At 44.4% G+C, this 25,276-nt stretch carries 22 protein-coding genes; 12 read left to right on the forward strand and 10 right to left on the reverse strand.

The genetic code is table 11. The features are described from left to right. On the reverse strand, window positions 1–442 hold a 442-nt coding region (locus A1359_RS20600), incomplete at its 3' end, for a recombinase family protein (RefSeq protein WP_066987903.1). A gap of 254 nt (window positions 443–696) precedes the next feature. Between A1359_RS20600 and A1359_RS20605 the strand changes: the two genes are divergently transcribed. The 7 genes from A1359_RS20605 to A1359_RS20635 all read left to right on the forward strand — a co-directional run bounded on the left by A1359_RS20605 (window position 697) and on the right by A1359_RS20635 (window position 7,474). After that, on the forward strand, window positions 697–969 hold the full coding sequence (locus A1359_RS20605) for a CopG family ribbon-helix-helix protein (protein ID WP_066987906.1): 273 nt from the start codon (window positions 697–699) through the stop codon (window positions 967–969). Beyond that, entirely contained in the window at window positions 957–1,250 is a 294-nt protein-coding gene (locus A1359_RS20610; protein ID WP_066987908.1) for a type II toxin-antitoxin system RelE/ParE family toxin, read from the forward strand. Before A1359_RS20605 ends, A1359_RS20610 begins: the two co-directional genes overlap by 13 nt. Before the next feature lie 331 nt (window positions 1,251–1,581). Next, window positions 1,582–3,495, forward strand: a complete 1,914-nt coding sequence (locus tag A1359_RS20615; protein WP_066987910.1) for an alkaline phosphatase family protein — start codon at window positions 1,582–1,584, stop codon at window positions 3,493–3,495. 72 nt (window positions 3,496–3,567) lie between these two features. Next, the gene (locus A1359_RS20620) at window positions 3,568–4,410 is read left to right on the forward strand and encodes an endonuclease/exonuclease/phosphatase family protein (protein ID WP_066987912.1); all 843 of its coding nucleotides are present in this window, start codon (window positions 3,568–3,570) and stop codon (window positions 4,408–4,410) included. Between the two features lie 284 nt (window positions 4,411–4,694). Next, complete coding sequence (locus A1359_RS20625; protein WP_232322424.1) at window positions 4,695–5,156, forward strand: TVP38/TMEM64 family protein; 462 nt, start codon at window positions 4,695–4,697, stop codon at window positions 5,154–5,156. Window positions 5,157–5,416: 260 nt separating this feature from the next. Next, the gene (locus A1359_RS20630; RefSeq protein WP_066987916.1) at window positions 5,417–5,629 is read left to right on the forward strand and encodes a DUF6447 family protein; all 213 of its coding nucleotides are present in this window, start codon (window positions 5,417–5,419) and stop codon (window positions 5,627–5,629) included. Window positions 5,630–5,668: 39 nt separating this feature from the next. Next, a complete protein-coding gene (locus tag A1359_RS20635; RefSeq protein WP_232322426.1) occupies window positions 5,669–7,474 on the forward strand; it encodes a putative bifunctional diguanylate cyclase/phosphodiesterase in 1,806 nt (601 codons plus the stop codon). A gap of 73 nt (window positions 7,475–7,547) precedes the next feature. On the opposite strand, the gene eutC is transcribed toward A1359_RS20635, so the two are convergent. Both eutC and A1359_RS20645 read right to left on the reverse strand, forming a co-directional pair. Then, entirely contained in the window at window positions 7,548–8,306 is a 759-nt protein-coding gene (gene eutC, locus A1359_RS20640) for an ethanolamine ammonia-lyase subunit EutC (RefSeq protein WP_066987918.1), read from the reverse strand. Beyond that, window positions 8,303–9,691 (reverse strand): ethanolamine ammonia-lyase subunit EutB, encoded by a 1,389-nt coding sequence (locus A1359_RS20645; RefSeq protein ID WP_066987920.1) that lies wholly within the window; start codon window positions 9,689–9,691, stop codon window positions 8,303–8,305. The genes eutC and A1359_RS20645 overlap by 4 nt, the downstream gene beginning before the upstream one ends. A gap of 341 nt (window positions 9,692–10,032) precedes the next feature. On the opposite strand from A1359_RS20645, the gene A1359_RS20650 reads away from it, so the two are divergent. After that, window positions 10,033–11,250 carry a type III PLP-dependent enzyme gene (locus A1359_RS20650; protein WP_083960747.1) on the forward strand — a complete coding sequence of 406 codons (1,218 nt, stop codon included), beginning with the start codon at window positions 10,033–10,035 and terminating at the stop codon, window positions 11,248–11,250. Between the two features lie 62 nt (window positions 11,251–11,312). On the opposite strand, the gene A1359_RS20655 is transcribed toward A1359_RS20650, so the two are convergent. Together A1359_RS20655 and nspC are read right to left on the reverse strand one after the other, a co-directional pair. Next, entirely contained in the window at window positions 11,313–12,650 is a 1,338-nt protein-coding gene (locus tag A1359_RS20655; RefSeq protein ID WP_066987922.1) for a saccharopine dehydrogenase family protein, read from the reverse strand. A 17-nt stretch (window positions 12,651–12,667) separates the two neighbouring features. Beyond that, on the reverse strand, window positions 12,668–13,774 hold the full coding sequence (gene nspC / locus A1359_RS20660) for a carboxynorspermidine decarboxylase (RefSeq protein WP_066987925.1): 1,107 nt from the start codon (window positions 13,772–13,774) through the stop codon (window positions 12,668–12,670). Between the two features lie 441 nt (window positions 13,775–14,215). On the opposite strand from nspC, the gene A1359_RS20665 reads away from it, so the two are divergent. From A1359_RS20665 to A1359_RS20675, 3 genes are all read left to right on the forward strand, one after another. Beyond that, complete coding sequence (locus A1359_RS20665; protein ID WP_066987926.1) at window positions 14,216–15,745, forward strand: bifunctional GNAT family N-acetyltransferase/carbon-nitrogen hydrolase family protein; 1,530 nt, start codon at window positions 14,216–14,218, stop codon at window positions 15,743–15,745. Window positions 15,746–16,037: 292 nt separating this feature from the next. Beyond that, a complete protein-coding gene (locus tag A1359_RS20670; protein WP_066987932.1) occupies window positions 16,038–17,585 on the forward strand; it encodes a CHAD domain-containing protein in 1,548 nt (515 codons plus the stop codon). Then, window positions 17,582–18,331 (forward strand): ParA family protein, encoded by a 750-nt coding sequence (locus A1359_RS20675; protein WP_066987934.1) that lies wholly within the window; start codon window positions 17,582–17,584, stop codon window positions 18,329–18,331. The genes A1359_RS20670 and A1359_RS20675 overlap by 4 nt, the downstream gene beginning before the upstream one ends. Window positions 18,332–18,644: 313 nt before the next feature. Here A1359_RS20675 and A1359_RS20680 read toward each other — a convergent pair whose 3' ends face one another. From A1359_RS20680 to A1359_RS20695, 4 genes are all read right to left on the reverse strand, one after another. After that, window positions 18,645–19,025 carry a hypothetical protein gene (locus tag A1359_RS20680; RefSeq protein WP_066987936.1) on the reverse strand — a complete coding sequence of 127 codons (381 nt, stop codon included), beginning with the start codon at window positions 19,023–19,025 and terminating at the stop codon, window positions 18,645–18,647. A gap of 241 nt (window positions 19,026–19,266) precedes the next feature. Then, a complete protein-coding gene (locus A1359_RS20685) occupies window positions 19,267–19,509 on the reverse strand; it encodes a hypothetical protein (protein WP_066987938.1) in 243 nt (80 codons plus the stop codon). A gap of 222 nt (window positions 19,510–19,731) precedes the next feature. Continuing rightward, window positions 19,732–19,929 carry a hypothetical protein gene (locus A1359_RS20690; RefSeq protein WP_066987941.1) on the reverse strand — a complete coding sequence of 66 codons (198 nt, stop codon included), beginning with the start codon at window positions 19,927–19,929 and terminating at the stop codon, window positions 19,732–19,734. Window positions 19,930–20,519: 590 nt separating this feature from the next. Next, a complete protein-coding gene (locus A1359_RS20695) occupies window positions 20,520–23,024 on the reverse strand; it encodes a glycogen/starch/alpha-glucan phosphorylase (RefSeq protein WP_066987943.1) in 2,505 nt (834 codons plus the stop codon). 469 nt (window positions 23,025–23,493) lie between these two features. Between A1359_RS20695 and A1359_RS20700 the strand changes: the two genes are divergently transcribed. Continuing rightward, window positions 23,494–24,744 carry a glycerophosphodiester phosphodiesterase family protein gene (locus tag A1359_RS20700; protein WP_066987945.1) on the forward strand — a complete coding sequence of 417 codons (1,251 nt, stop codon included), beginning with the start codon at window positions 23,494–23,496 and terminating at the stop codon, window positions 24,742–24,744. A 147-nt stretch (window positions 24,745–24,891) separates the two neighbouring features. Here the strand turns inward: A1359_RS20700 and A1359_RS20705 are convergent, their stop codons facing one another. Continuing rightward, window positions 24,892–25,185 carry a hypothetical protein gene (locus tag A1359_RS20705; RefSeq protein ID WP_066987947.1) on the reverse strand — a complete coding sequence of 98 codons (294 nt, stop codon included), beginning with the start codon at window positions 25,183–25,185 and terminating at the stop codon, window positions 24,892–24,894. Window positions 25,186–25,276 lie beyond the last annotated feature (91 nt).

Genomic DNA, 25,276 nt, shown 5'->3' on the forward strand with positions numbered 1-25,276 from the left:
TGCCAAACTGTTTACCCGCTGCCTTCGCGCGACTAATGCCCGCTTGGGTTCGCTCAATCAACAGGTCACGCTCAAACTCAGCGACCGCTGCGATTACCTGCATAGTCATCTTGCCGGCAGAACTGGTCAGATCAACCCCGCCTAACGCCAAACAATGGACCCGCACCCCGGAATCAGAAAGGTGCTCGACCGTGGCTCTGACATCCATGGCGTTACGACCAAGCCGATCCAGTTTGGTCACCACCAACACATCGCCCGCTTCCAGCCGCTCGATCAGTTTATTAAAGCCGGGTCGTTCTTTCGCCGCGACTGAACCGCTGATGCTTTCTTCAATTAAACGATGCGGCTGAATGGCAAAACCAGCAGATTGAATTTCCAAGCTTTGATTTTGGGTAGTCTGGTCCGTGGTCGACACTCGACAGTAAGCAAAGACGCGTGACATGCGCTAATTCCGTCCGAAAAGGATGTACGAATTATAACACATGTACGAAAGCCGTTTTGCCTACTTTAGTACATATTTTTTAAGCCATGTCCGAAACCGGTCGATTTCGGACGTCAATCTCAGCGGATTGTCAAAGTCGATGTCAGTGACTTTTTAAAACTGATTGTGCTGTGGAATGACGAACTAACCTTCATGCGAAAGTTGAGTCTGCTATAGTAGTTATAAGTACTACCTTTTAATATGAGGGCTTTGCTATGGCAACATCAATCAAAATCGATGATGGCTTAAAAAATAGAATTCAAAATCTTGCCAACCTGAGAAGTCGTTCGCCACATTGGATTATGCGCGAAGCGATCACTGATTATGTCAATCGTGAAGAAGCTAAAGAAAACTTCAAACAGGAAGCGCTGAGTTCCTGGAAAGCTTATCAGGAAACAGGGCAACACCTTACCGGCCAAGAAGTGCGTGATTGGCTAACGACATGGGGTACTGATCAAGAAGTGGATATACCTAAGTGCCACGATTAATCATTACGGCTACTGCTGCAGAAGGATTAGAACGTTGCCGTCAATTTTTGGCCGAAAAAAATCCACGCGCCGCGCGTCGAGCCGGTCAAGTCATTGCGCGTACCTTTGAATTTTTGGAGTCAGATCCCGAGCTCGGTCGCCCATTCGACGATGTGCCTGAGTTACGCGAGCTGCTCATAGAATTTGGTGATGCCGGCTATGTGGCCTTGTATCGATATAACTTAGAATCCAATATGGTTTACGTCCTTGCTTTTCGACACCAAAAAGAAGCCGGCTATTAATCGATAGCCCACTATTAGGACTAACTGGAATATTTAAACGGTGTAAATAGCCATAAAATAATATTTTCATATAAAACAATATTTTATGATAGCAGTGGAAAGCACTGTTTTGTCCACATAAGTATCGAGTAGCGCATTTGTATATTATTGATAATACTAGAAATTAAAGCATAATAGTAATTTTCTGCGCAGATACTCCCGCTAGTCTTAAATGGAATTTTTTAATTATCGCCTCGTCATTAGCTGGTAATAAAAATACTGCATGCTTTGAAAGACCATGAAAACCGTCGGCACGGTATTCTTTCAATTCATCTGATGCGAGCAAACATCCATGAGCAGCAAAAACACATTTTTGTATTCTTCGCTAGCACTCGGCATTACGCTGACCTTCTATAATGAAGCAGTGTTAGCCAAAAGTCCTATTACTCCAATCCAACACCTTATAGTGGTAGTGGGTGAGAATGTCACTTTTGATACCTTATATGGGGCTTATCAGCCAGCCAAAGGCCAGCGTATAAAAAACCTATTATCGCAGGGCATCATTAATGTCGATGGGTCGCCGGGGCCCAATTTTACCAAAGCACTGCAACACCAAGGTCACAATCCTGCAAACGCTTATAGCCCACGACCTAAAATGGATGAAGCGTTAGATGCGCTTCCTCAGCCATTGCAAATCGGCATTCTCGATGCTAATACCTTTCAATTTAAAGGCGGCATTCCTGATACCCGTTTTCCAGCCGATTTACCAGCCGGACCATTTCAAATTACCAAATATGTGCCTTATGGCTCTGCTGATTCGGCTACTGGCGATCCGGCACATCGATTTTTTCAGATGTGGCAACAAACGGGCGGCAATAATCGAAATCTGAACTTGTTCACTTGGGTTGCAACTACCGTTGGCACTGGTGGCGACAACGGGGTTGATGGACCCCGGCCAGGCGATGCCCAACAAGGTGGCGAGTTGATGGGCTTTTTTAATATGTCCGAGGGTGATGCACCCATATTTAAACAATTGGCGCAAACCTATGCATTAAGCGACAATTTTCATCAATCCTTGATGGGCGGAACAGGAGCCAATTTTTTCTCGATAGCCACGGCTGATGTTGCAGTCTATAACACGTCTGGTGTACTGGATACACCACCGATGAACCAAATTGAAAATCCTGACCCACAAGCAGGCACTGAAAATTTTTATACACAGGATGGCTATGCGGGCGGCTCCTATGTGAATTGTTCGGATGCCAAACAACCGGGCGTCAGCTCAATTTTGAATATATTAAAAGAAAAGAAACTAAGCAGTCGTTGTGAAAAAGGTGCTTATTACTTAGTCAACAACTACGACACGCCTTATAACGTCGATGGAACCACCAAGGAATTGGGCGCAGACAAATTCGTCTATCCGCCGCAAACCGTTCCTACTATAGGCGAGGCATTGTCGGCCAAGAATGTGAGCTGGAAATGGTATTCCGCTGGGCGGGACGCCGGGGATATCGTCAACGATTCGCTGTATCCCTTGATTAGAGGGGTAGTCGACTCCCAAGTGCCAGCTGCGATTCCGGAACCTACCCGTAGTCAAATTGTGAATACCCAAGCCTATGCCACAACGCAAACGGTGGTTTACAACAGTATAGGCGACCCGCTCAATGGGTCCTCAACGGTAGTGAATACCCCAGAATTGCGCGATCATTTAAAGGGTATGGAAACTTTCCTGAATGATGTGAATGATGAATCCTTGCCGGCTGTTTCATTTGTGGTCCCGAAAAACCTTATCAGTGGTCATCCCGGCTATTCAGCACCTGTTCGTTATGAAATGTTCATTAATGACTTGATCAGTGCGGTCCAGTCCAAGCCCGACTTATGGGCTAACACGGCCATCATTATCACCACTGACGAGGGCGGCGGTTATTTCGATACCGGCGAAATCCAAAACTTGGATTTTTTTGGTGATGGTCCGCGCATTCCTATGCTGGTTGTCTCCCCCTATGCAAAAAAAGGCCATGTGGATCACGTTTACCACGATCATGCTTCAATCTTAAAATTTATCGAATATAACTGGAAACTAAAGCCCTTATCCTCGCGTAGTCGCGACAACCTGCCTAATCCAGTTCAACATAAGCATGATTATCTACCTGCCAACCAACCGGCTATCGGTAATCTAATCAGCATGTTTGATTTTTCTGATAAGCATGAGTCTGATGATGCTGAAACTCATGAGCAACATCACAAAACGCACTCAGCTAAATAGGGATCATTAGCCTTCTCTTGACGGGGCAAGGATGCCCTAACCCTGCAGATTTCATGCCTAAAAACCGATTCTATGGAAGTCTCTTTATTAACACTTAATCTTCACACCTATCAACAACACCCCCGGCATTGTTGCTTCGAAACCATGCATCATCACGAGCGTGAAGTGCATATTATTGCGGAAGCCATTGCGCACTTGAATATTGATGTCATCTGTTTTCAAGAAGTGGGTGAATATTTACACGATCCAATCAGTCAACCTTATGGTGAATCACCTTCCAACATGGCGTATAGGATTTGTAACAAATTACGTCAGTGGGGGCGCTGGTATCACATCCATCAAGATTGGAGTCACATCGGTTTTTATCGTTGGCGGGAAGGCACTGCCATCATGAGTCGATACCCCATGCAGCATAATTATTCGGCCTATGTATCGAACGATCAACGTAAAGACAATTATATGTCTCGAAATATCACGGTATCGTGCATTGATGTACCCTGGTTTGGCTTGCTGCATATTGCCAATGTGCATTTGAGTTGGACTCATCATGGATTTTTCGACGAATATGAAAGACTAAAGCATCTGATCAATTCACGTCGCCATTTTGGTGTCAGAGGCGAACTGATCGTGGGTGATTTCAATGCCCCCGCCGGTGAACATGCCTACAACCATATCGTAGGCTATGGCGAATATGTAGATCAATTTTACGAGTTATATCCACACCGGTTTTACGAACCGAGCTTTCGTGGCCAAATAGACGGCTGGAACCATAGTCCGCCCAAACGTATCGATCATGTTTTCAAAAAACAGGGGCATCCGATGCGTGTTAAATCGATGGATGTTATTTTTAATGACGTTTTTTATCCCAACGTTTCAGACCATTTTGGGTATTTGGCGAGATTTGATCTGTTCTAAGTCAAAACAATTTAGGAAAATGATTGATTGCTTTTGAAAAGAAATTAGATTCGATATTTTGATAACCCATTATTACAGTGAAAATGATAATAATAAAAAAATACTATTTAGCTGTGTTGTTTATTATATTTTTAGTGGCATCGATTTATTTTTATGACCTACTAACCCTAGAGAGTATTAAGAGCAACAAGCTATGGATAAATGAATTCATAACAAACAACTATGTGTTGTCCGTGTTTTTATTTTTTATGTCTTGTATGATTTTTGTTAATTCACCCCTTCCATTGGCCGCCATCATTAAGGTGTTGGGTGGATTCTTTTTTGGATTTTCACTGGGTGCCATTTATAACGTCACCGCAACGTTTTTAGGCTGCATAGTCGGCTTTGCTATCAGTCGTTATGCTTTAAAAGACAGCTTTGAAAAAAACTATTATGAACGCATTAAAAAAGTTGAAAATGAGGTTGAGAAGAATGGGTTTTATTATTTCTTAATTTTAAGACTGGTTATGGTTGTGCCCTATTTTTTAATCAATATAACAGCCGGGTTATCAAGAATTTCATTCAAGAAATATCTATTGAGTACTCTATTAGGTGTCACGCCTATGTCATTGGTCTATGCAAACGGCGGCAATCAATTGGAACAAATTAATTCAATTTCTGAGCTTCTAGAACCTGAAGTGATTGTTGCGCTTATATTGATTGCAGTCGCTTTATTAGTCCCTGTGTTCATAAAAAAAGCTGTATGAATAGCAGGTCATAGACAGTGAAAAAAATCTGGGGCTGAGTTCAATTATCTACAAGGGGGCGAAAGCATAACAACCTCAGCACTTTAGCCGTGCCAGACCTTGTAATTCCGTCTATTTTGCATAAATGCCTGACAGGCAACCCTCACCTTGCACAGGCTTTCGACAATCATAAACCTGTAACAATTTGTCGATAGAATCCATGCTGTCAAAATATCTCTGATGCCAAACACATACAGGCATTTTTTTAAGGACAAGTAACCGTGACCGAAGAAACCCCAACAGTACCAACGCTTACCATAGGTGATAAAACCCACCCAATCGATAGCCTCAGTGATATAGCCAAAGGGCAAATCACCAACTTACAGATTGTAGATGCCGAAATTCAGCGTCTACAACAGCAACTCGGCATTGCCCAAGTAGCCCGAGCAAGTTTTCTCGCCACCCTGCAAGCTGAATTCGCCAAACTCGATTAGATTAAATGTCAGATGAATCATTTTCGTCAAGATTAGGCCATGACTATTCACAATGAGTCATTCGATACTGCTTTGTCTCAGGCTAAAAACCAGAATTTTCAATTCAAACTTGCAAATCAAAATGCTGGCAAGGCGGGTACCGTTAGGACATTGTTGCATTATGTAGAGCCCGTTTTGTTGAATCAGGGATGCCTGGAAGTTTTGGATAGATTCATTAAAAATCAAGAATTACAAGCTATTACGGTCATCGATAGTAATCGACAGGCGGTAGGCATTATCGATAGAAGTAAAATTAGCGATATTTTTCTCAAGCCCTTTTCAAGAGATTTACTTGGGAAAAAACAAATCAGTGAGCTAATGGATATCGACCCGATCATCGTTGATATTAAGGCAAGCATTGATGATGTGGCGCAAATTATCATTGATTCAGGTATGCGGCATATGGTTAACGGTTTCGTTATTCAGGAAAATGGACGATATGCCGGCATGGCAACCGGGCTTTCATTACTTGAAGAAATTACCCACCGCAAGCAGCGAGAGTTATTTGTGCTCGCCCATCATGATCAACTTACTGGTTTGCCAAATCGCCTGCTTTTCAAAGATCGTCTGTTGCAGGCTTGTCAGCATGCCGATCGCAATAACACCCTGCTGGCTTTAATTTTTGTCGATATCGATCGGTTTAAGTTTATCAACGACTCTATGGGGCATAGTTCAGGGGATTGCTTGTTACAGTTTTTTGCAGAACGATTGTCAAAAAATGTTCGACTAAGCGACACAGTCGCTCGCTTAGGTGGCGATGAGTTTGTGATTATCTTGCAAAATATTGGCAATGAAAAGGATGTCAATTTCATTGTTGCTAACATTCTAGAGCACATTCGGTTACCAATTTCCCTATATGATCATAGTATTCAAGTGACCGCCAGTATGGGAGGGGCACTCTATCCACAGCATGGAAAATCAGTTGACGACTTGATTTATAAAGCCGACATTGCCATGTACGAGGTTAAGCAGCGAGGGCGTGATAGTTTCCAAATGTTTATGCCTGGGATGGAAAACAAAACCAAAGAACGTGTTTCTTTGGAAGCCCAATTACGGTTAGCAATGGCGCAGGGGGAGCTGTCTCTGTGTTACCAGCCGCAAATTGATTTACAACGGGGACGTATGATTGGGGTGGAAGCATTATTACGTTGGCAGCATCCAGCGCTAGGATATATTTCCCCGGTTACGTTTATTCCGATTGCCGAAGAAACAGGTCTGATCATTCAAATCGGAGAGTGGGTGCTTAGAGAAGCTATTCAACAGCATATTCATTGGATAGAGCAAGGATTGCCGTCATTACGGATGGCAATCAATATTTCGGCAGTGCAATTCCAGCACGATGGCTTTTTACCTTTGATAAAACAGATCATTGAGGAAAGTCATGTAGATCCTACCTATCTAGAATTAGAGTTAACGGAAAGTGTCGTGATGATCCATGCGGAAAGGGCAATTGAAAAGCTGACCGCACTTAGAGTGTTGGGACTAAAGTTAGCCATAGACGATTTTGGAACGGGCTACTCCAGCCTGAATTATCTACGCAAGTTCCCCATAGACAGAATCAAAATTGACCAGTCTTTTGTTAGAGGCATTAAAAATACCCCGGCAAACGAAGCCATTGTCAAAGCAATCATTGCCTTAGGTGAGAGTCTGGGGTTAGAAACCCTGGCAGAGGGCGTCGAAAATATTGAAGAACTGGAATGTATTTCGTCACATCATTGCATGGAGGCTCAAGGCTATCATTTTGCCAAAGCTTTGAAGGCCGATGATTTAGTTGCTTGGTTTCATGCAAATTCAGATAGGCATTAAGCAATAATTTGGAAACCAGCACCTTGACGAGTAAGTAATTCCAGTCTGGCACTGAAAGTTTGTATTCCTGAAGTCAAATTGGAACGGTAGTTTCCAGCCAGTTGACGGGCATATCGTCTTTCAATGCCACACCTGACATACCACGCTGTATAGCCTGTGTGCTTAGATAAGCCAGCTTGGTGGCGGCAGCCTCGCAAGAAAGACCCTGCGGTGGGCGAATATTGGAAAGACAATTGCGTTCGGCATCGCTATTGCCAATGCGGGGCAAGTAGGTCAAATAAACCCCCAGACTGTCGGCAGCGCTCAGTCCGGGTCTTTCGCCAACGATAATCACCGACAAGCGGGCGTTGAGCAAGCCGCCAATTTCATCCGCCAAGGCCACTCGGGCATTCGGCACCAAACAAACCGGCCCAACGTTCAACGAACAACTCGCATAAGCCGCCATGACTGACTCCAGCAGAGCCAAACCGTGGCTGTCGATAGCCGTCGATGAAAGGCCGTTGCTGATGATCAACGCCACATCAATGTCACTGGCTTGTTGCGTCTGCAAGCACTGCCGACTGGCGTGATCCAGGCAGCGGCCTAAGTCTGGTCTGAGGAGATATTGCCGCCGATCACTTATCGGCGTTGACAGTAGCAGAGGCTGCCAGCCTTTTGCTGTGATGGCTTCGGCAAAAGACTCCAGTTGCCAAGGCTGATGCACCGCATCTCTAGCCATGGCATGTGCCAGCTGAAACTCAAGCTGTGCCGAGGTCGGCGTGGCACAGCCTGAATGCCCCCGGCCGATGCGTGCCTGGGTAAAGCGCTTGAGCGTAAACCAGGGATCATTCATAGCTGCAGTTCACCCAATTTGGAAAAGTCACTCAATAATGTCGTTTTAAGACGATTATCTGTCAATCGATTGGTGCCGTCGAAAATACCTATTTTTTCCAGCCAAGCCTCGAACTCCGGTGCAGGTCGCAAGCCCAGTACCTGACGCAGATAGAGTGCATCATGAAACGATGTACTCTGATAAGCTAGCATGACATCGTCGGCCCCCGGAATGCCCATGATGAAATTACAGCCGGCTACCCCGAGCAGGGTCAGTAAATTATCCATGTCATTCTGATCAGCCTCGGCGTGATTGGTGTAACAGATGTCACAGCCCATCGGTAACCCCAGCAATTTTCCGCAAAAATGATCTTCCAGGCCGGCACGGATGATTTGTTTGCCGTCGTAAAGATATTCCGGGCCGATGAAACCAACCACCGTATTGACTAAAAGCGGAGAGAATTCCCGAGCCACCGCATAGGCCCTTGCTTCGCAGGTTTGTGCATCGATACCGTGATGCGCGTTGGCGGACAGTGCGCTGCCCTGACCGGTTTCAAAATACATCATCTGATTGCCCACGCTGCCTCGATTAAGTGATTCGGCCATGGCCTTGGCTTCACGCAACATCGCCAAATCAATGCCGAAACTGCGGTTAGCTGCTTCAGTGCCGGCTATGGATTGAAACACTAAATCCACCGGCGCACCACGCTGCATCAGGGCCATACTGGTGGTGACATGACTGAGCACGCAGGATTGAGTGGGAATGTCGTGGCGGCGGATAATCTCGTCGAGTAGATTCAGCAAGGTGTAGACATTATCCAGATTGTCGGTGGCTGGGTTGATGCCGATGACCGCATCGCCACTGCCATACATTAGCCCATCTAGTATGCTGGCAGCGATACCGCGCGGATCGTCGGTGGGGTGATTCGGTTGTAGACGCGTGGCCAGTCGGCCCGGCAAGCCGAGCGTGTTGCGAAAACGGCTGACCACCCTACAACGCTTGGCTACGGCGATCAAATCTTGATTTCGCATGATTTTGCTCACTGCTGCGACCATTTCGGGCATTAACCCAGCCGCTATTGCCGATAAATCACTGTCGTCGGTGAGCAGCCAGTCGCGAAATTCGCCGACCGATAATGCAGCAATCGGCGCGAATGCCTCGCTATTGTGGCGCTCCAGAATCAGGCGCGATACTTCGTCATCTTCCGGCGCAATTAACGGTTCCTCTAAAAAATGTCGCAATGACACTTTGGCCAATAATTGCTGAGCCACTGCCCGCTCAACTTCGGATTCGGCAGCCAGACCAGCCAACTCATCAGCCGCTCGCTTAGGCGATGCTTTGGCCATCAGAATGCGCAGGTTCGCAAAGCTGAAATTCTTGCCATTGATAGTCGTGGAGTAACGCATAATTAAGAAAAGATGCCTAACGTTGATCAAGCAAAGTGATGAGAATACATCAGTCGTGTGACCAATATGTGACAATCGAATAGGCTTCACTAGTTACCGTCACAACGTTATTGCACCGTGAAGTACATGCGTTTTGTGAGCAAGTGACTCATTTTTAGAGATCTTTTGCCGCCAGGAGACATTTAGGCACTCCCAATAAGAATCAATTTACACACTAGCGCAGAAGACTGACAATGCATGAAAACTTCTAACCCGGTGTTAAAAGTCTTTAATTTGTCATATTACTTATTTACGATTGAAGAGAAAGCCTTTATGAAGTCAACTTTTTACCCAGTGAATTAATGAATCAAACCGCATCGCTTCAACAAACAGAGTACACAAACGAGCCGAATCTCAGCAAAGCCAACACGTATTCTACGGTTGCCCCTGAGGATTTGTTGCAACTTGCCGAAACTCACGGCACACCCTTATTCATACTTGATCACCAAGAATTGCGTAACAATTATGCTCTTTTCTGCAAACACCTGCCTCGGGTCCAGGCCTATTATGCGATTAAGGCGAACCCTGATCCTGCGATAGTAAAAACCTTGTTCGAAGCCGGCGCCAGTTTTGATGTGTCATCCATGGCGGAATTTCAATTGGTTTATGAACTCATAAAAGATCTTCCAGAAGATCAGCAGCTTGACTGGATCTGGAACAAAGTCATTTATGCGAACCCGATTAAAGCCCCTGAAACATTGAGTGAACTAAACAAATATCAGACGCTGGTTACCTTTGACAACCGTGAAGAAATTCAAAAAATAAAAAAGTATGCGCCGGATGCTGGACTCGTACTGCGTCTGCGGGTATCAAATGCGGGTGCAATGGTTGAGCTTTCATCCAAATTCGGCGCCGATCCTGCCGAAGCCGTCGATTTGATTCTGGAGGCGGACAGGGAAGGACTTACCGTCGAAGGCTTGAGTTTCCATGTGGGAAGCCAAACGACTAATTTCGAAAATTACGTGAAGGCCATCGATTTGGCGGCACTTATCTTCATGCAGGCTAGGGCTCGCGGTTACACCAAGATGAATTTGCTGGATATCGGAGGCGGTTTTCCGGCACCCTACGATGAATCCGTAAAGCCTTTCAGCGAATTGGCAAAAAGAATCAATGCAGAGTTGGAAAGGCTGATTCCATCCGAGATACAAATTATTGCCGAACCGGGGCGATTCATGGTTGCCACAGCGGCGACAGCGGTGTCGAAAATCATTGGCAAAGCCGTACGTCATGGCAAGCTTTGCTATTACATCAATGATGGGGTTTATCATACCTTTTCAGGGATAATTTTTGATCACTGTCAATATCACTTGGCCGCTTTCAAACAGGGACCTACCGAAATTTGTACGGTGTTTGGTCCTACCTGCGATGGACTGGATGTCATTACAATGACCGATGAGTTGCCGTCTAATTTGGAATGCGGTGATCTTTTGTATAGCGGGAATATCGGTGCCTATAGCGGTGCAACAGCCACCTATTTCAATGGTTTTCCGCCGGCGAAGATCGTTCACGTTAATCTGTAATACAGATTGCTGGCCAATAAAAAGGCTGCTTAATCGCAGCCTTTTCTCTATCTAACTTTTACTTATTTAGCCGGCTTTAAGGCAATCATAGGGTTTGCTGCCGAAACGGTAACAGTCGCAGTTGACTCCAAAAGCTCTTCTTCAATGGGTCTGACAAAACCATTAAACGAGAACGCGCTATTGGGTTCAATCTCCTTTATTTCGGTGGGCAGACCGATCCGATCGAGTATTTCTATAAAAGGCTCGGGATCCAACTCCTCGACATTGACCATTTTCTTGACATCCCATGTACCATTGGCAATCAGCATAGCGGCTGCGACGGGGGGAACACCTGCGGTATAGCTGATGCCTTGGGATTCAACTTCTTCGTAACATTTTTTGTGGTCAGAGACTTGATAAATAAATACCTCGCGTTCTTTTCCATCCTTCCAGCCTTTAACAAAGTTGCCGATACAGGTGTTGCCTGTATAACCTGGCGCCAACGTCATCGGATCAGGTAACAAGGCTTTAACTACTTTAAGCGGCACTACTTCTTGACCTGTGGTCAAGGTGACCGGCAAATGCGACAGGAAACCTAAGGTGCGCAGTACGGTGAATACATTAATGTAGTGGTCGCCGAAACCCATCCAGAAACGGATGCTATTAGCATCGATATTTTTGGATAAGGAATGCAACTCGTCATGACCGTTCAGGTAAACGGGCTGTTCGCCAGCAACCGGAAAATCATAGAGTCGTTTTACGGAGTGGGTGGGATACTCCTTCCATTCTCTGTCGATCCATGTCCAAACTTTTACAAACTCACGAAAGTTGATCTCTGGATCGAAGTTGGTGGAAAAATATTTGCCATGACTACCCGCGTTGACATCAAGAATATCAATGGTATCAATCTTGTCGAAGTAACGTTTAACCGCCAGTGCGCAATAGGCGTTGACGACACCAGGATCAAAGCCAGCACCTAGAATGGCAGTTACTCCTTTTGCGTCACAGCTGTCTTTACGTTTCCATTCATAATTGGCATACCAGGGCGGCTGTTCGCAGACTTTATCGGGGTCTTCATGAATGGCGGTATCGATGTACGCTACACCGGTTTCTATACAAGCCTCAAGAATAGACATGTTAAGGAAGGCCGATCCCAAATTGATGACAATGTCACTCTGGGTGTCCTGTATCAGTTTTATGGTTGCTGGTATATCCAAGGCATCCAGTTGCGCCGAATACAGACGGCGTGAAGCATCTTTAAGATGACCTTTGCGCAGCACGCTTTCAATGATCGCATCGCATTTAGATAGTGTGCGTGAAGCGATACAGATATCGCCAAGCACATCGTTGTTCATCGCGGCTTTGTGTGCCGCTACGTGTGCCACACCACCTGCTCCAATAATCAACACATTTTTCTGCATAGTATCGCTTTCCTTTTTTAAGATAAATTATTCACAAAATCTTCATATCCAAAACGTCTGACCAGTTCGATTGTGCCGTTCAGTCTCCGCACCACAATTGAAGGCATGGGCAGACCGTTGAACCAGTTTTTCTTGACCATCGTATATCCCGCTGTATCGGCGATACGGATTTCGTCCCCAACATTCAGCTTGGTTTCCAGGTCGTAAGTTCCAAAAATATCGCCTGCCAGACATGAGCGACCAGCAATCATGATTCGGTGATTACCTGGTCTGGGAAAGGAAATTTTCGGAGTGGTTCTATAAATCAGATGATCCAGTAGATGGCCTTCGACAAACGAGTCGACGATAGCAATGTCAACCTCGTTGTGTACAATATCCAGCACAGTGGTTACTAGCTCTGTACTTTGACTAATGGCGGCTTCCCCCGGCTCCAGATAGACTTGTACGGCGTATTTTTCGCTGAAACCCTTCAATGCTTTGCATAACTTCTCTATCGGATAGCCTTCTTGGGTAAAGGAAATGCCACCGCCGAGACTCACCCATGTCATCTTTTCAAGTAAAGACGCGTATTGATTACCGATCTGCTCTATGGCGGCGATAATATTTTCTATATCGTCGTTTTCACAGTTGAAATGAAACATGATGCCGCTAATCATATCAGCGACAGAGTCAAGGTCTTGATCGCTGCATACGCCTAGGCGGCAACATTTACGCGCTGGATCAGCAAGATCAAAATGAGAATAACTGATGCCGGGATTGACCCGCAAACCAATAACCATTCCCTGAACTTGCGCGTAAAACCGCTTCAGCTGAGAAATGGAATTGAAAATTATCTTGTCGGCAAATTGACTGACAGCGTCAATTTCATCAGCCGAATAAACCACACTATAGGCATGTACTTCTTTGCCGAATTTTTCATGCCCCAAACGAGCTTCGAACAGAGAGCTACTGGTCGCACCGTCCATATACTGTCGCATCAAATCGAACACGCACCAGGTGGAAAAGCATTTCAGTGCCAAGACAGACTTGGCGCCAGACTGCTCCCGAATGAATCGCAAAATTTCAAGATTTTTTTGCAGCTTAATTTCGTCAATAAGATAGTACGGGGTACGCACTGGCGGCATTCTTTAAACCTCGAAGTCAACCAAAATAAATTTAAGGGAAAGTAAGATCAGCTATACCGCTTGTCAATTTTTTAACGGCAAAAACTAAATATTCATAGCCATTGATGCTGATGTTTATAGTCTTCACTATTGCCACCTAAGCCTAGCACGAATAAATGACAGTAAATTGACAAGATCCAATTAACCCAGCATAAAAAAAGGATCTCTAGGGTTTTACCCTTTTAGGGTTTGCAATAGGGGAATCTAAAAGCGCTGCGGCCACGATAGCTCATCACAAGGTCCAACAGTATGCACATGTTGTGAGTTCATACGGATGTCATCGCTCAGCATGTTATGCTCTCGGTATGTGCTTTTTGACGCAAATTACAGTCAGACTGAAACGCATCTCGATAGCGCTCATTGTAATAAATTTGTAAAAAAACTACGTCATGCTATTCAATTATGAAAAAAGCCAAAATACAGAAACATAAACTTTTACTCCGACTTCTGACCCTGGCTGATTACGATAACATTGCTATCTTAATGGAGCATGTCTACGGTAATCTGGGCGGCGCATGGCAAAGAGATCAGTATATCTCGCAACTTACCCGTTTTCCGGAGGGTCAAATTGTCATTGAAGACAATGGGCAGATCGTGGCTGCGGCTTTAAGTATGATCGTCGATTACGGGCGCTTTGGTGATAATCATACTTATGCCCAAATTACCGGCGATGGTTACCTAACGTATCACGACCCCCTGGGAGACACCTTGTATGGTGTTGATATTTTTGTCCATCCAAAATATCGAGGGCTGCGGCTAGGTCGAAGATTATATGATGCGCGCAAAGAATTGTGCCGCAACCTCAATCTACGACGCTTTATTGCAGGCGGCAGAATCCCCGGTTATGCCCAATACGCCGAGAATTTCACGCCTGTTCGGTATATCGAGGAAGTCAAAAATCGGGAAATTTTCGACCCCGTTCTGTCCTTTCAGCTGGCTAACGGCTTTCATGTTCGTAAATTGCTAACCGGTTACCTCCCCGTCGACGCCGATTCTAAGGGCTTTGCTACGCTGCTGGAATGGGTCAATCTTGATTATGTCGAAAAAACACCGTCTATTGGCAGCCCCAAAACCATTATCCGTTTGGGCGTAGTGCAATGGCAAATGCGTACATTGACCAGTGTCGAAGAATTATTGAAACATGCCGAGTTTTTTATTGATGCGGTTGCCGGATACCAAGCGGACTTTGTGCTCTTTCCTGAGTATATGAGTGCCCCTTTAATGGGATTGTTTAACGATAAAAGCCCACCGGATGCCATTCGTGCTTTAGCCAGTTTTAGTAGCGAAATTCGAGATGGCTTACTTGAAATGGCCATGTCTTACAATATCAATATTATTGCCGGTTCATTGCCAGAATACAGTGCGCATGAACTTTACAACGTATCGTGGTTACTCAGGCGCAATGGCACCTTTGAAGCGCAATATAAAATTCACGTCACCATTGATGAAGTCAGCTGCTGGGGCGTTAAAGGCGGTAATGCCTTAAAGGTATTCGATACCGATTGCGGCAAGATCGCGGTACTGATTTGTTATGATTCAGAATTTCCCGAGCTGGCTCGCTTGGCAACCTTACAAGGCGCGCAAATTCTATTCGTGCCGTTTTGGACCGATACTAAAAATGCCTATCAGCGCGTGCGTTATTGTTCACATGCACGTGCTATTGAAAATGAATGTTTTGTGGCCATTACCGGTAGCGTTGGAAACTTGCCGCATGCCGAGAATATGGACATACAGTACGCGCAAGCAGCCATTTTCAGCCCCAGTGATTTCTTCTTTCCACACGATGCGATACTTGCAGAGGCAACGCCCAATACTGAAATGACGCTGATTGCCGACGTTAATTTGGATCTGTTAAAACAAGTCCGCACCCGCGGCGCTGCGCGTAATCTTTCTAATCGACGTCCAGATTTGTATCGCTTAGAGTGGTTTTAAAGTTTGGGCGCGTAGTGCATCAACGAGTCATTTAATGAGGCTTATCTGGTGTTAGGCGCTATGATCATCAAACACACGTTGTGTCTGTCGGTTATGGAAACCGTGCAGTAAATCCAGGAAAACCCATACCTGCCATTGTTGCAATGGATGCTTTGTTGCAAGGAGTTGCCCACTTGATTGTAAAAATACCTGCATCACTCTATGCTGGTGCACGAGATCACAGAAATAGCACTGATATATAAGCAAATACTGGACTCTCTCAACTTAACCCAATTAACCCAATTAAATTTAAATGACAGCGCCACCTTTACAATTTGAGTTGCCAGAACATATGGCAGCAAAAAAAATTATAAGCAGGTTGGGTAATAAAATTGATTTTCAAATAGTCTCGGAACAATACGCGATCAAAACATTTTACGATAGCTTAGACTGGCGACTTTATAGTGCAGATATACTTTGTGAATTAAATCAATCTAAAACAGCATCGTATATCAGCTTAATAGATAGAAACAGTGGCGAATGTCTGGCCTTAGAAAACCTGAAAGAGGTTCCTCGCTTTAGCAGTCAGTTTAAAAACGGCTCATTAAAAACCCTTCTAGACTCATTATTGGGAATTCGTGCCTTATTGCCGCTCTGTCAATTACCGCATCAGGTCTACCAAATAAATATTTTAAATCAAGACCAAAAAACCATTGTACGTATTAGGCTTGAAGAATATGAAGGTCTAGACGGCCGCATAAGCTTACAGCCGCTAAAAGGTTATGAAAAAGAATTTGATCGAGTTAGCATGCTATTTGAAAAGTCTTTTGAATTAACGCCGACAACCTGCTCCATCTTGAATAACGCACTAAAACTCCAAGGACGCCGAGCAAAAGACTATAACTCTAAATTAGCTATAAAACTGGATCCAGAACTACGTGCAGACAAAGCCAGTAAAGTCATTTATCGTGCGTTACTTAAAGCCATAAAAACCAATGAAGCCGGCACCATTGCCGATATTGACACTGAGTTTTTACATGACTTTCGCGTTGCAGTAAGACGAACGCGCGCCGGCTTAAGCCAAATTAAACATGTATTTCCTGATTCTGTTGTTGCTCAGCATGCAGGCTTTTTTTCCTGGCTTGGACAAATTACCGGTGCCACAAGGGATTTAGACGTTTACTTATTGAATTACAAACAATATATAACAGCATTACCTGACTCTTTACATGACGATATAGCGCCTTTATATGCGTTTCTTAAACAAAAGAAAAAACAAGAACAAACTGAATTAGCTAATCATCTTAAAAGCCAAAAATACATAAAACGACTGCTTGAGTGGGAGCAGTACTTAAAAGAAGCTTTACCTGAAAAAGGCTGTAGCAATGCAGCAAATTTAACCATTAAAGAATTAGCTGACCAACGTCTTTGGAAAGTCTATAAACGCCTGATTAAAGAAGCCGAAGAGATTACCGAAGACTCCAAGGCTGAATCATTACATGCGCTAAGAAAAACCTGCAAAAAGCTACGTTATTTAATGGAATTTTTCCAAAGCCTTTACCCTGACGATGAAATCAAGACGCTTATTAAAGCCCTAAAAGGTTTTCAAGATGTACTGGGTAATATTCAGGACGTAGACGTACAAGCAACCAGTTTAAAGAAATTTAGCGAAGAAATGATGGTCAATAAAGTTCAATCCAATACCTTTTTAGCCATGGGTGTTTTAGTGCAAAACTTAGAGACTATGCGCTGTGCAGCGCGTAAGGATTTTGCCAAGCAGTTTAGTCTTTTTAATCAGGAGGAAAATAGAACTATCTTTAAATCTTTATTTGCACCTCAAGTAGACATAAAAAAACCATGAAAATCATTGCGCTATACAACATTAAAGGCGGCGTAGGCAAAACGGCAACAGCTGTCAACTTAGCTTACCTTGCCGCGCAAAGCGGTTATCGAACACTGGTTTGGGATTTAGATCCACAAGGTGCAAGTAGTTATTATTTTAGAGTTAAACCTAAAGTAAAAGGCGGCAGTAAAGAGCTGATTGCTGGTGAGCGTGAACTGGATAACCTTATTAAAGCGACTGATTTTGAAAACCTTGATTTACTGCCTGCAGATTTCTCGTTTAGAAATTTAGATTTAGTCCTTGATGCGCGTAAAAAACCAACTCAGCGACTTAAGAAATTACTGCAACCGCTCAGTGATTCCTATGATTTTATTTTTCTCGACTGTCCGCCGAATATCTCTCTGTTATCGGAAGCTATTTTTGAATCATCGGACGTCTTATTGTCGCCGATTATTCCAACCACGTTATCGTTACGCACTTTAGAGCAATTAAAGAAGTTTATAAAAGAAAGTAAGCTCAAAGATTTACAGTTAATTCCTTTTTTCTCTATGGCAGATCGCCGTAAAAATATGCATAAAGAAATTATGGAAACATTGTCTGAAAAACATCCAGATATGTTACAAACAGCTATCCCCTATGCCAGTGACATTGAGCGCATGGGCTTGGAACGCATGCCCTTAGGTGGCTATACGAATAAAAGCCGATCTACCGAAGCCTATCAAGCGCTATGGCAAGAAATATTGGATATTATTAAGTTATTGTAGGCTTTATAAGCGATCGCTATTGTGATTCACGCTGGCCCTTGGCCCTCAGCGTTGATGTAACGTCGCCCTATAAGCTTCTGCATCGATCTATATTCAACATAAACTTTTTATTCCCGTGACAAAAAAGACTGACAGCTTAATTGCCTAAAAATCTTACGATCAGAACGGACTGCTTGTAGTAAGTCTAAAAAGGGTAACCCCCCAATATCCATGAAGGAAGTAACCGAGCGTTTGCACGGTATCAAGCTTCATAGATCGGCAAAATCATAAGCGAAACAGGCAATCGGCTGAATATGCACTCTATTTACACTGATTAGTCACCTGACGAACTTGGTCGACCAGTCTGTACCTTTTCCACTTTCTCCACGGCTTGTTTGAGCTCATCTATGCCTAATTGAGTCAGTAAATGTAACCCGGCACGCAGAACTTCACTTTTTTTGACATGGATACCTGCCGCTAAACAGGTTTTTTTGAGGTCCGAAATTTTCTGATAATCGTGCTCTGGAAATGAAAAGCTATCTCTAATGACTTTTGTTTTGTGAGATTTTACTTTTTTGACAGCAATGTTTTCTCCGCTATCAGTGATCTCAGCAACGTGTTCGGGCTCAGGCGTTGCAGCTGATTCAGCAATAACCAGCTCGTTTTCGGCTGGCAGCGGTGCTTCGTTTTTTGATTTTGGTTTCTTGGTAGGCATGGTGATGTCCTTGTTAGTGACCGAGAATAACAGTATATACCTTTTGTACTATATATACCGTTTACACCCTTCGCAAGTAGAAGTTTACTGTGCTGCTTCGCCTCTCACCTTGGTTCACAGAATTTTATTAAAACCAACGACTTGCGTTAAGAAAATACGCTAAATCCGATGTATTTCAACGGAAATGCCCAACAATCAAGTTCGGTCAAAAGTACATCCTACGCAAACTATCTCATGGCTGTTACGCCGAGTCTTTAGCCTGTTGACGACGAGGACAGGGAATGAGTTTTTCGCCGGGTTCCCGAATGCAATCGTAATTTCGGGTTTGATAGCAAATGGCGCAGCGATTTAACCGGCGCTGATAACGTTGATAAGCAGCCATCGACAAGCGATCAAGACGATCTAATCTGAGGGTGCTTAGTTGTCTGGTTTGTAAGTCAGCATATAGTTGACGGGCCTGATTGATCAAAATGTCGTTGTCCATTTCGACCTCCTGAATAGTGATTTAGTATATTAGTATACATTAAACAACAAGGTTCGTTACAGGGTATTGATCCCCGTCAATATTGTGAGGCGTTGGCTGCAAAGGAAATCTGGCTAATTTTTAGTCAGTCAGTAGTTAGCTCATTCAGATCAATATATTGACGGTGTGAAGCAAGCCTTGATCACAAGGTTATCCACAGATTTTGTGGATAACCAATCGACGCTATCTCTTTTCGTCCAATTCCTTTTGCTTTATCAATTCGATAATCTTTACACTGAAGGTGTCGTCAGACAATAGGATGTCTGTCATAGCATCAATCACCGAACGAAGTTTCAAGTCATTGAAACGACATAAATTGATAAGGATTTCATAGCTGAGGGTTTGAACAGCCACCTTCTTGCGGTCAGTTTTTGCCATCATAGTGGTTTGCCGAGATGTAAGAAACAGCTGACAATCTAACTGATTTTAGATTGTCTAGCCACCGTGTCGTAAACATCCAACTGTAAAAAAAATGTCATCAATATGTCATAAATAATGAATAAACTTTAAAGTTAGGGTTTTAAGCTGTTCACAAATTACAGGCATCAAATACGAGGTACTGACTTACAGCGTTGCCGCAATGCAAAACCTAAAATTAACACAAAAACTAATCACAACATTTAGGGGTATTTGCATGGCTACAGTAATCAGAAAACACCAAAACCAATCATTCTTAGCTTGGCTTAAATACAATTTAGGCGTCGACAGCTACAAAATGACCCTTGCTCTACTGGGTCTATTAGTATTGTCGTGGACACTCGCTAGTATTTGATCGATACCCTGCCGTAATAGTCAGGGCTTTCAGGTGGGCAGGATTTAGACTACTTCATACTATCTCTAAAATAAATCTGGCTACCACACTAAGCGGCATTTGAATCCCTTACGATCCAGGCCTATCAATTACAATTTGTGGCATGAAATCTGATTGTCATTTATTGAATATAACAACCAACTTCCAATAAAAAACAACGCTATTCACTGACATCAATCGGCGACATTTTCCAGATGTCACGGTTGTATTCTTGGATAGTGCGATCACTGGAGAATTTGCCGCTGGTGGCGGTGTTGAGAATACTCATCCTAGTCCATTGTTCTTGATTTCGCCAGGCGTGTTCGACTTGCTTTTGTGCCTCGATGTAACTGCGAAAGTCGGCAATGGTCATCCAGGGATCCTGCGGGCTTTTTAGAGAGGTGATGATGTCGTCGAAAATGCCCGGCTCAAATTGATTGAAATGACCACATTCCAGTAAATGCATGACAGCTTGTAAATCACCATCCTGCTCAATAAACCATTGCGGATTGTAATGAGCCTGCATGGACTCCACTTCGGCAGCCGTTAAACCAAACAAAAAGAAATTCTCTGCGCCAACTTCATTGCGAATTTCAATATTGGCACCGTCCAGCGTACCGATGGTCAGTGCGCCGTTCATCATGAATTTCATATTGCCAGTGCCGGAAGCCTCCTTGCCGGCAGTGGAAATTTGTTCCGATAAATCAGTGCCTGGGCAGATTTTTTCCATGGCAGACACCCGATAGTTGGGTAAAAAAGCCAGTTTCAGTTGACTACCAATCTGTGCATCGTTATTGATAACGTTGGCAACATTATTGATTAGCTTGATTATTTTCTTCGCCATGACATAACCTGGCGCCGCTTTACCACCGATCAACACACAACGGTCTACCCAATTTTGCGTGTCGCCACGCTTGATGCGGTCGTACAAATGAATCACATGTAATACGTTCAGAATTTGCCGTTTGTATTCGTGGATGCGTTTAACCTGCACATCAAACAGGGCATTGACGTCGATCTCGATGTCCAGCTCTTGCTTTTTTAGATCGATTAAGCGTTGTTTGCTTAATTGTTTAATCTGCCGCCATTGTTGTCTAAAAGCCGCATTCTCTGCGTACGGTTTGAGTTTTTCTAGTTGCGCTAGATCAGTGATCCAGGCGTCGCCGATGGTGGTTGTGATTAGGGCTGCCAAATCCGGATTACAACCGGCTAGCCAGCGGCGGGGCGTGACACCATTGGTTTTATTGTTGAACTTGAGCGGCCAAAGCTCATAAAAATCTTTGAATAACCCTTTTTGTAATAATTCGGAATGTAGTGCTGCCACCCCATTCACCGAAAAGCTGCCCACAATAGCCAGAAACGCCATGCGCACTTGTTTGGTCGGGCCTTCTTCGATGATAGACATCCGCACCTGGCGTTTGCTGTCACCCGGCCAGTGTGCCGACACTTCGGCCATAAAGCCGGCGTTGATGTCGTAAATGATTTCCATTAGACGCGGCAACAGTTGCCGCATTAATTCAACCGGCCATTTTTCCAGGGCTTCCGGTAGTAAAGTATGATTAGTGTATGCCATGGTATTGCGAGTGATTTGCCAGGCATCTTTCCAAGGCAAGCCATAAATATCCAGTAATAAGCGCATCAATTCGGCAACGGCAATACTGGGATGGGTATCGTTGAGTTGAAAACAGTTTTTCTCGGCGAATTTTGTAAAATCCTTGCCATGCCGGCCGACCCAGTTGGCCATCACGTCTTGCAAACTGGCGGATGCCAAAAAGTACTGTTGTTGTAACCTAAGAGCTTTACCGTTTTCATTGGCATCGTTGGGATACAACACCATGGTTATATTTTCGGCGGTATTTTTCTGTGCGACAGCTTCGGCATAATCGCCGGCATTGAATTCCTGCAGATTAAAATCTTCCGTAGCCATAGCCTTCCATAAACGTAAGGTATTGACGGTGTCGTTTTTGTACCCCGGAATTGGCGTATCGTAGGGCATGGCTAACACATCATGGGTATCGATCCAACTGACGCGCTCATGGCCGTTTTCATCTATGTGGATTTGGGTGCGGCCGCCAAATTTAATGTGGGTCATGTATTCGGGACGTTCAATTTCCCAGACATTGCCGTTACGCAACCAGTGATCCGGCTTTTCTATTTGTTCTCCATTCACAATTTCCTGTATGAACATGCCATATTCATAACGTAAACCATACCCCGTGACGGGTAATTTCAAGGTGGCGCAACTGTCGATGAAACAGGCCGCCAGACGTCCCAGGCCACCATTGCCAAGGCCTGCATCAGGCTCGCTATCAACCAGTTCTTCTATAGCCAAACCCAAGCCATATAAAGCCCTGGCAACCTCACTGTCCACGCCTAAACTTATAATGGCATTGCTCAAGCGGCGACCTAACAAAAACTCCATCGAGAGATAAAAGGTCTGCTTGCCATCTTGATTACGGTGAAGATTGTATGTTTGTTTCCAGCGCTCCACCATACGGTCGCTTATGGTCAAGGAAATGGCTTTGTAGGCATATTCAGGCGAACGGCAATGTTCATCGCGACCCAGGCGGTAGCTGTAGTAATGCTTGAAATCGTCAGTAATGTGCTTCTTGTCCATGCCCAAGCTGGGCAGCTTGGTAATGTCCGGTTTTGGATGGCTGATGCGAAAGACTTTATGTGACGGCATAGTTACCTCAATGGACTGCCAATTCAAAATGATTCGGCTTAACTTAAATACGGCAGAGTAGCTATTTTTCGCGAAGCTTTCGGTACGCTATACCGGTAAAGTTACAGTTTCATGAAACTTACCATTGAATATCCGGTAAGGCTGAAGTGCAGGCATTGTGTTTCTGCGTGATTGACCGCTGTGGCTGATCTGGGGGATAGAGGTATCGGTTTAAAGGTCGAATTGGATTGGGGAGTGGTTGGAATTGCTCCCAAGTCAGGTTCTATTAGAAATATCAGGCTCCAATGAATCATTTTTTACGTTAGATTGATGGCAAGCTATATTTTGCTTGTTTCTAGTTTATCTTCAATGTTGTATTTTTAATATTTTGGTCACTCATTCGACATCGAATTGACATAAAAACCCTGTAGGTTTAAGGCTGCAAGGATGCACTTTATATTCATAATTACAACGATCATTGGAGACCAACATGGGTTTAATCAAAAGCTTGCTTACCGTTGCGTTTGTAGCAACTACATTTTCACCGTTTGCCGTATCCTGGGCCGACAAAAAACACGATGACCACACAGATCGATCTCATTCGGATGTCAACGTTCAACTGGGTCCAAGACCCTTTTTCTTGGTTGAAGATATGCAAGAAAGCGACCTGAAAGAAACATTGCAACAATGTTCGGATGGGCCATTCTACAAAACCGATTTTTCGATCGGTCATCGTGGAGCGGCCTTACAATTTCCAGAGCATACCCAACAGTCTTATGAAGCCGCCGCTCGGATGGGTGCCGGTATTGTGGAATGCGATGTAACCTTTACCAAAGATAAAGAGTTAGTTTGCCGCCATTCCCAGTGCGATCTGGAAACAACGACAAATATCCTGGAAACGGACTTAGCAGGAAATTGCTCTGTACCGCCAGATATGTCCAGTGCGACACCCTATAAGAACGCAAAATGCTGTACCAGTGACATCACGCTGGCTGAGTTCAAAACGCTGAAAGGTAAAATGGACGCCGGCAACCGTAATGCCAAAACACTGGCTGAATTTATGAACGCCACCCCCAACTTCCGAACCGATACCTATGCCGGTAATGGGAAATTGATGACACACAAAGACAGCATCGATTTGTTTAAGAAACTAGGCGTCAAAATGACGCCGGAATTAAAATCTCCGAGTGTGACGATGCCTTTTGATGGGTTTACTCAAGAAGCCTACGCGCAAAAAATGATCGATGAATACAAAATGGCAGGCGTGAAAGCCAAGGATGTCTATGCTCAATCCTTTAATATCGAAGATGTTCGTTACTGGATTGCCCACGAACCAAAATTTGGCAAACAAGCGGTTTATCTAGAAGATTTAAACGTCCCTGCCGACTTGCCGGCGGCCATTTCACGACTGCCGTCATTGGCTGCAGAAGGCGTAAAAATAATCGCGCCGCCCATGTGGACTTTGGTAACGTTGGATCCCAATAACAAAATGGTTCCCTCCGAATATGCAAAAGCTGTAAAAGCGGCCGGTCTCGATATTATTACATGGACGCTGGAGCGTTCAGGTTTGTTGAAAGACGGCGGCGGCTATTATTACCAATCCGTTACCGATGGGATCGAAACCGATGGCGATACCATGGAAATACTGGATGTCTTGGCTAAACAAGTGGGAATACGAGGTATTTTCTCAGACTGGGCAGCAACTGTAACCTACTATGCTAACTGTATGGATTTGAAATAACTCATAGCCCCCCTCCTGCGGAGGGGGCACTTATCTGTAACGGCTCATCAGGTATTATCTTTCAAGCGGCAATGTGCGTGTGGAATTCTACAACCGCTCGCAACAGTTTGCGTGTCGTCGCGTCTTTATTTTCCTCAACAGTGGCGTCTAAGTCCATCTCCAGGGTATCCAGGTGCTGGAGTGCTTCGTAGGTTTGCCGTGCCAGAGATACCACTTGATGCTGTCGAGCACTTTCAATGTGGGTTCTCTCAATTCGTACTGTCGATCTTCATCGTCGAATTTCATTGGCAAGCCTTTGGCGATCTGATTAAGTACGATCAAACGCATCGTGACATGGAACCAATCCAGCAGGTGTTCGACTTCTGGGTTGAGATAGAGCTGCAGGCTGCGCAAGGTGTCGCCGCCATTAAATAGGAAGACGATTTGCTGATTGAGTTGCATGCCCTGGCTTTTAACAGTCGTCGTTTAGGGGTAGTTACCTCATAGCTGCCAAAAGTGCCATCTTGGTTAAACTAAATCCTTCAAATCTTAT

The organism is Methylomonas lenta (assembly GCF_001644015.1).
GTDB lineage: Bacteria > Pseudomonadota > Gammaproteobacteria > Methylococcales > Methylomonadaceae > Methylomonas > Methylomonas lenta.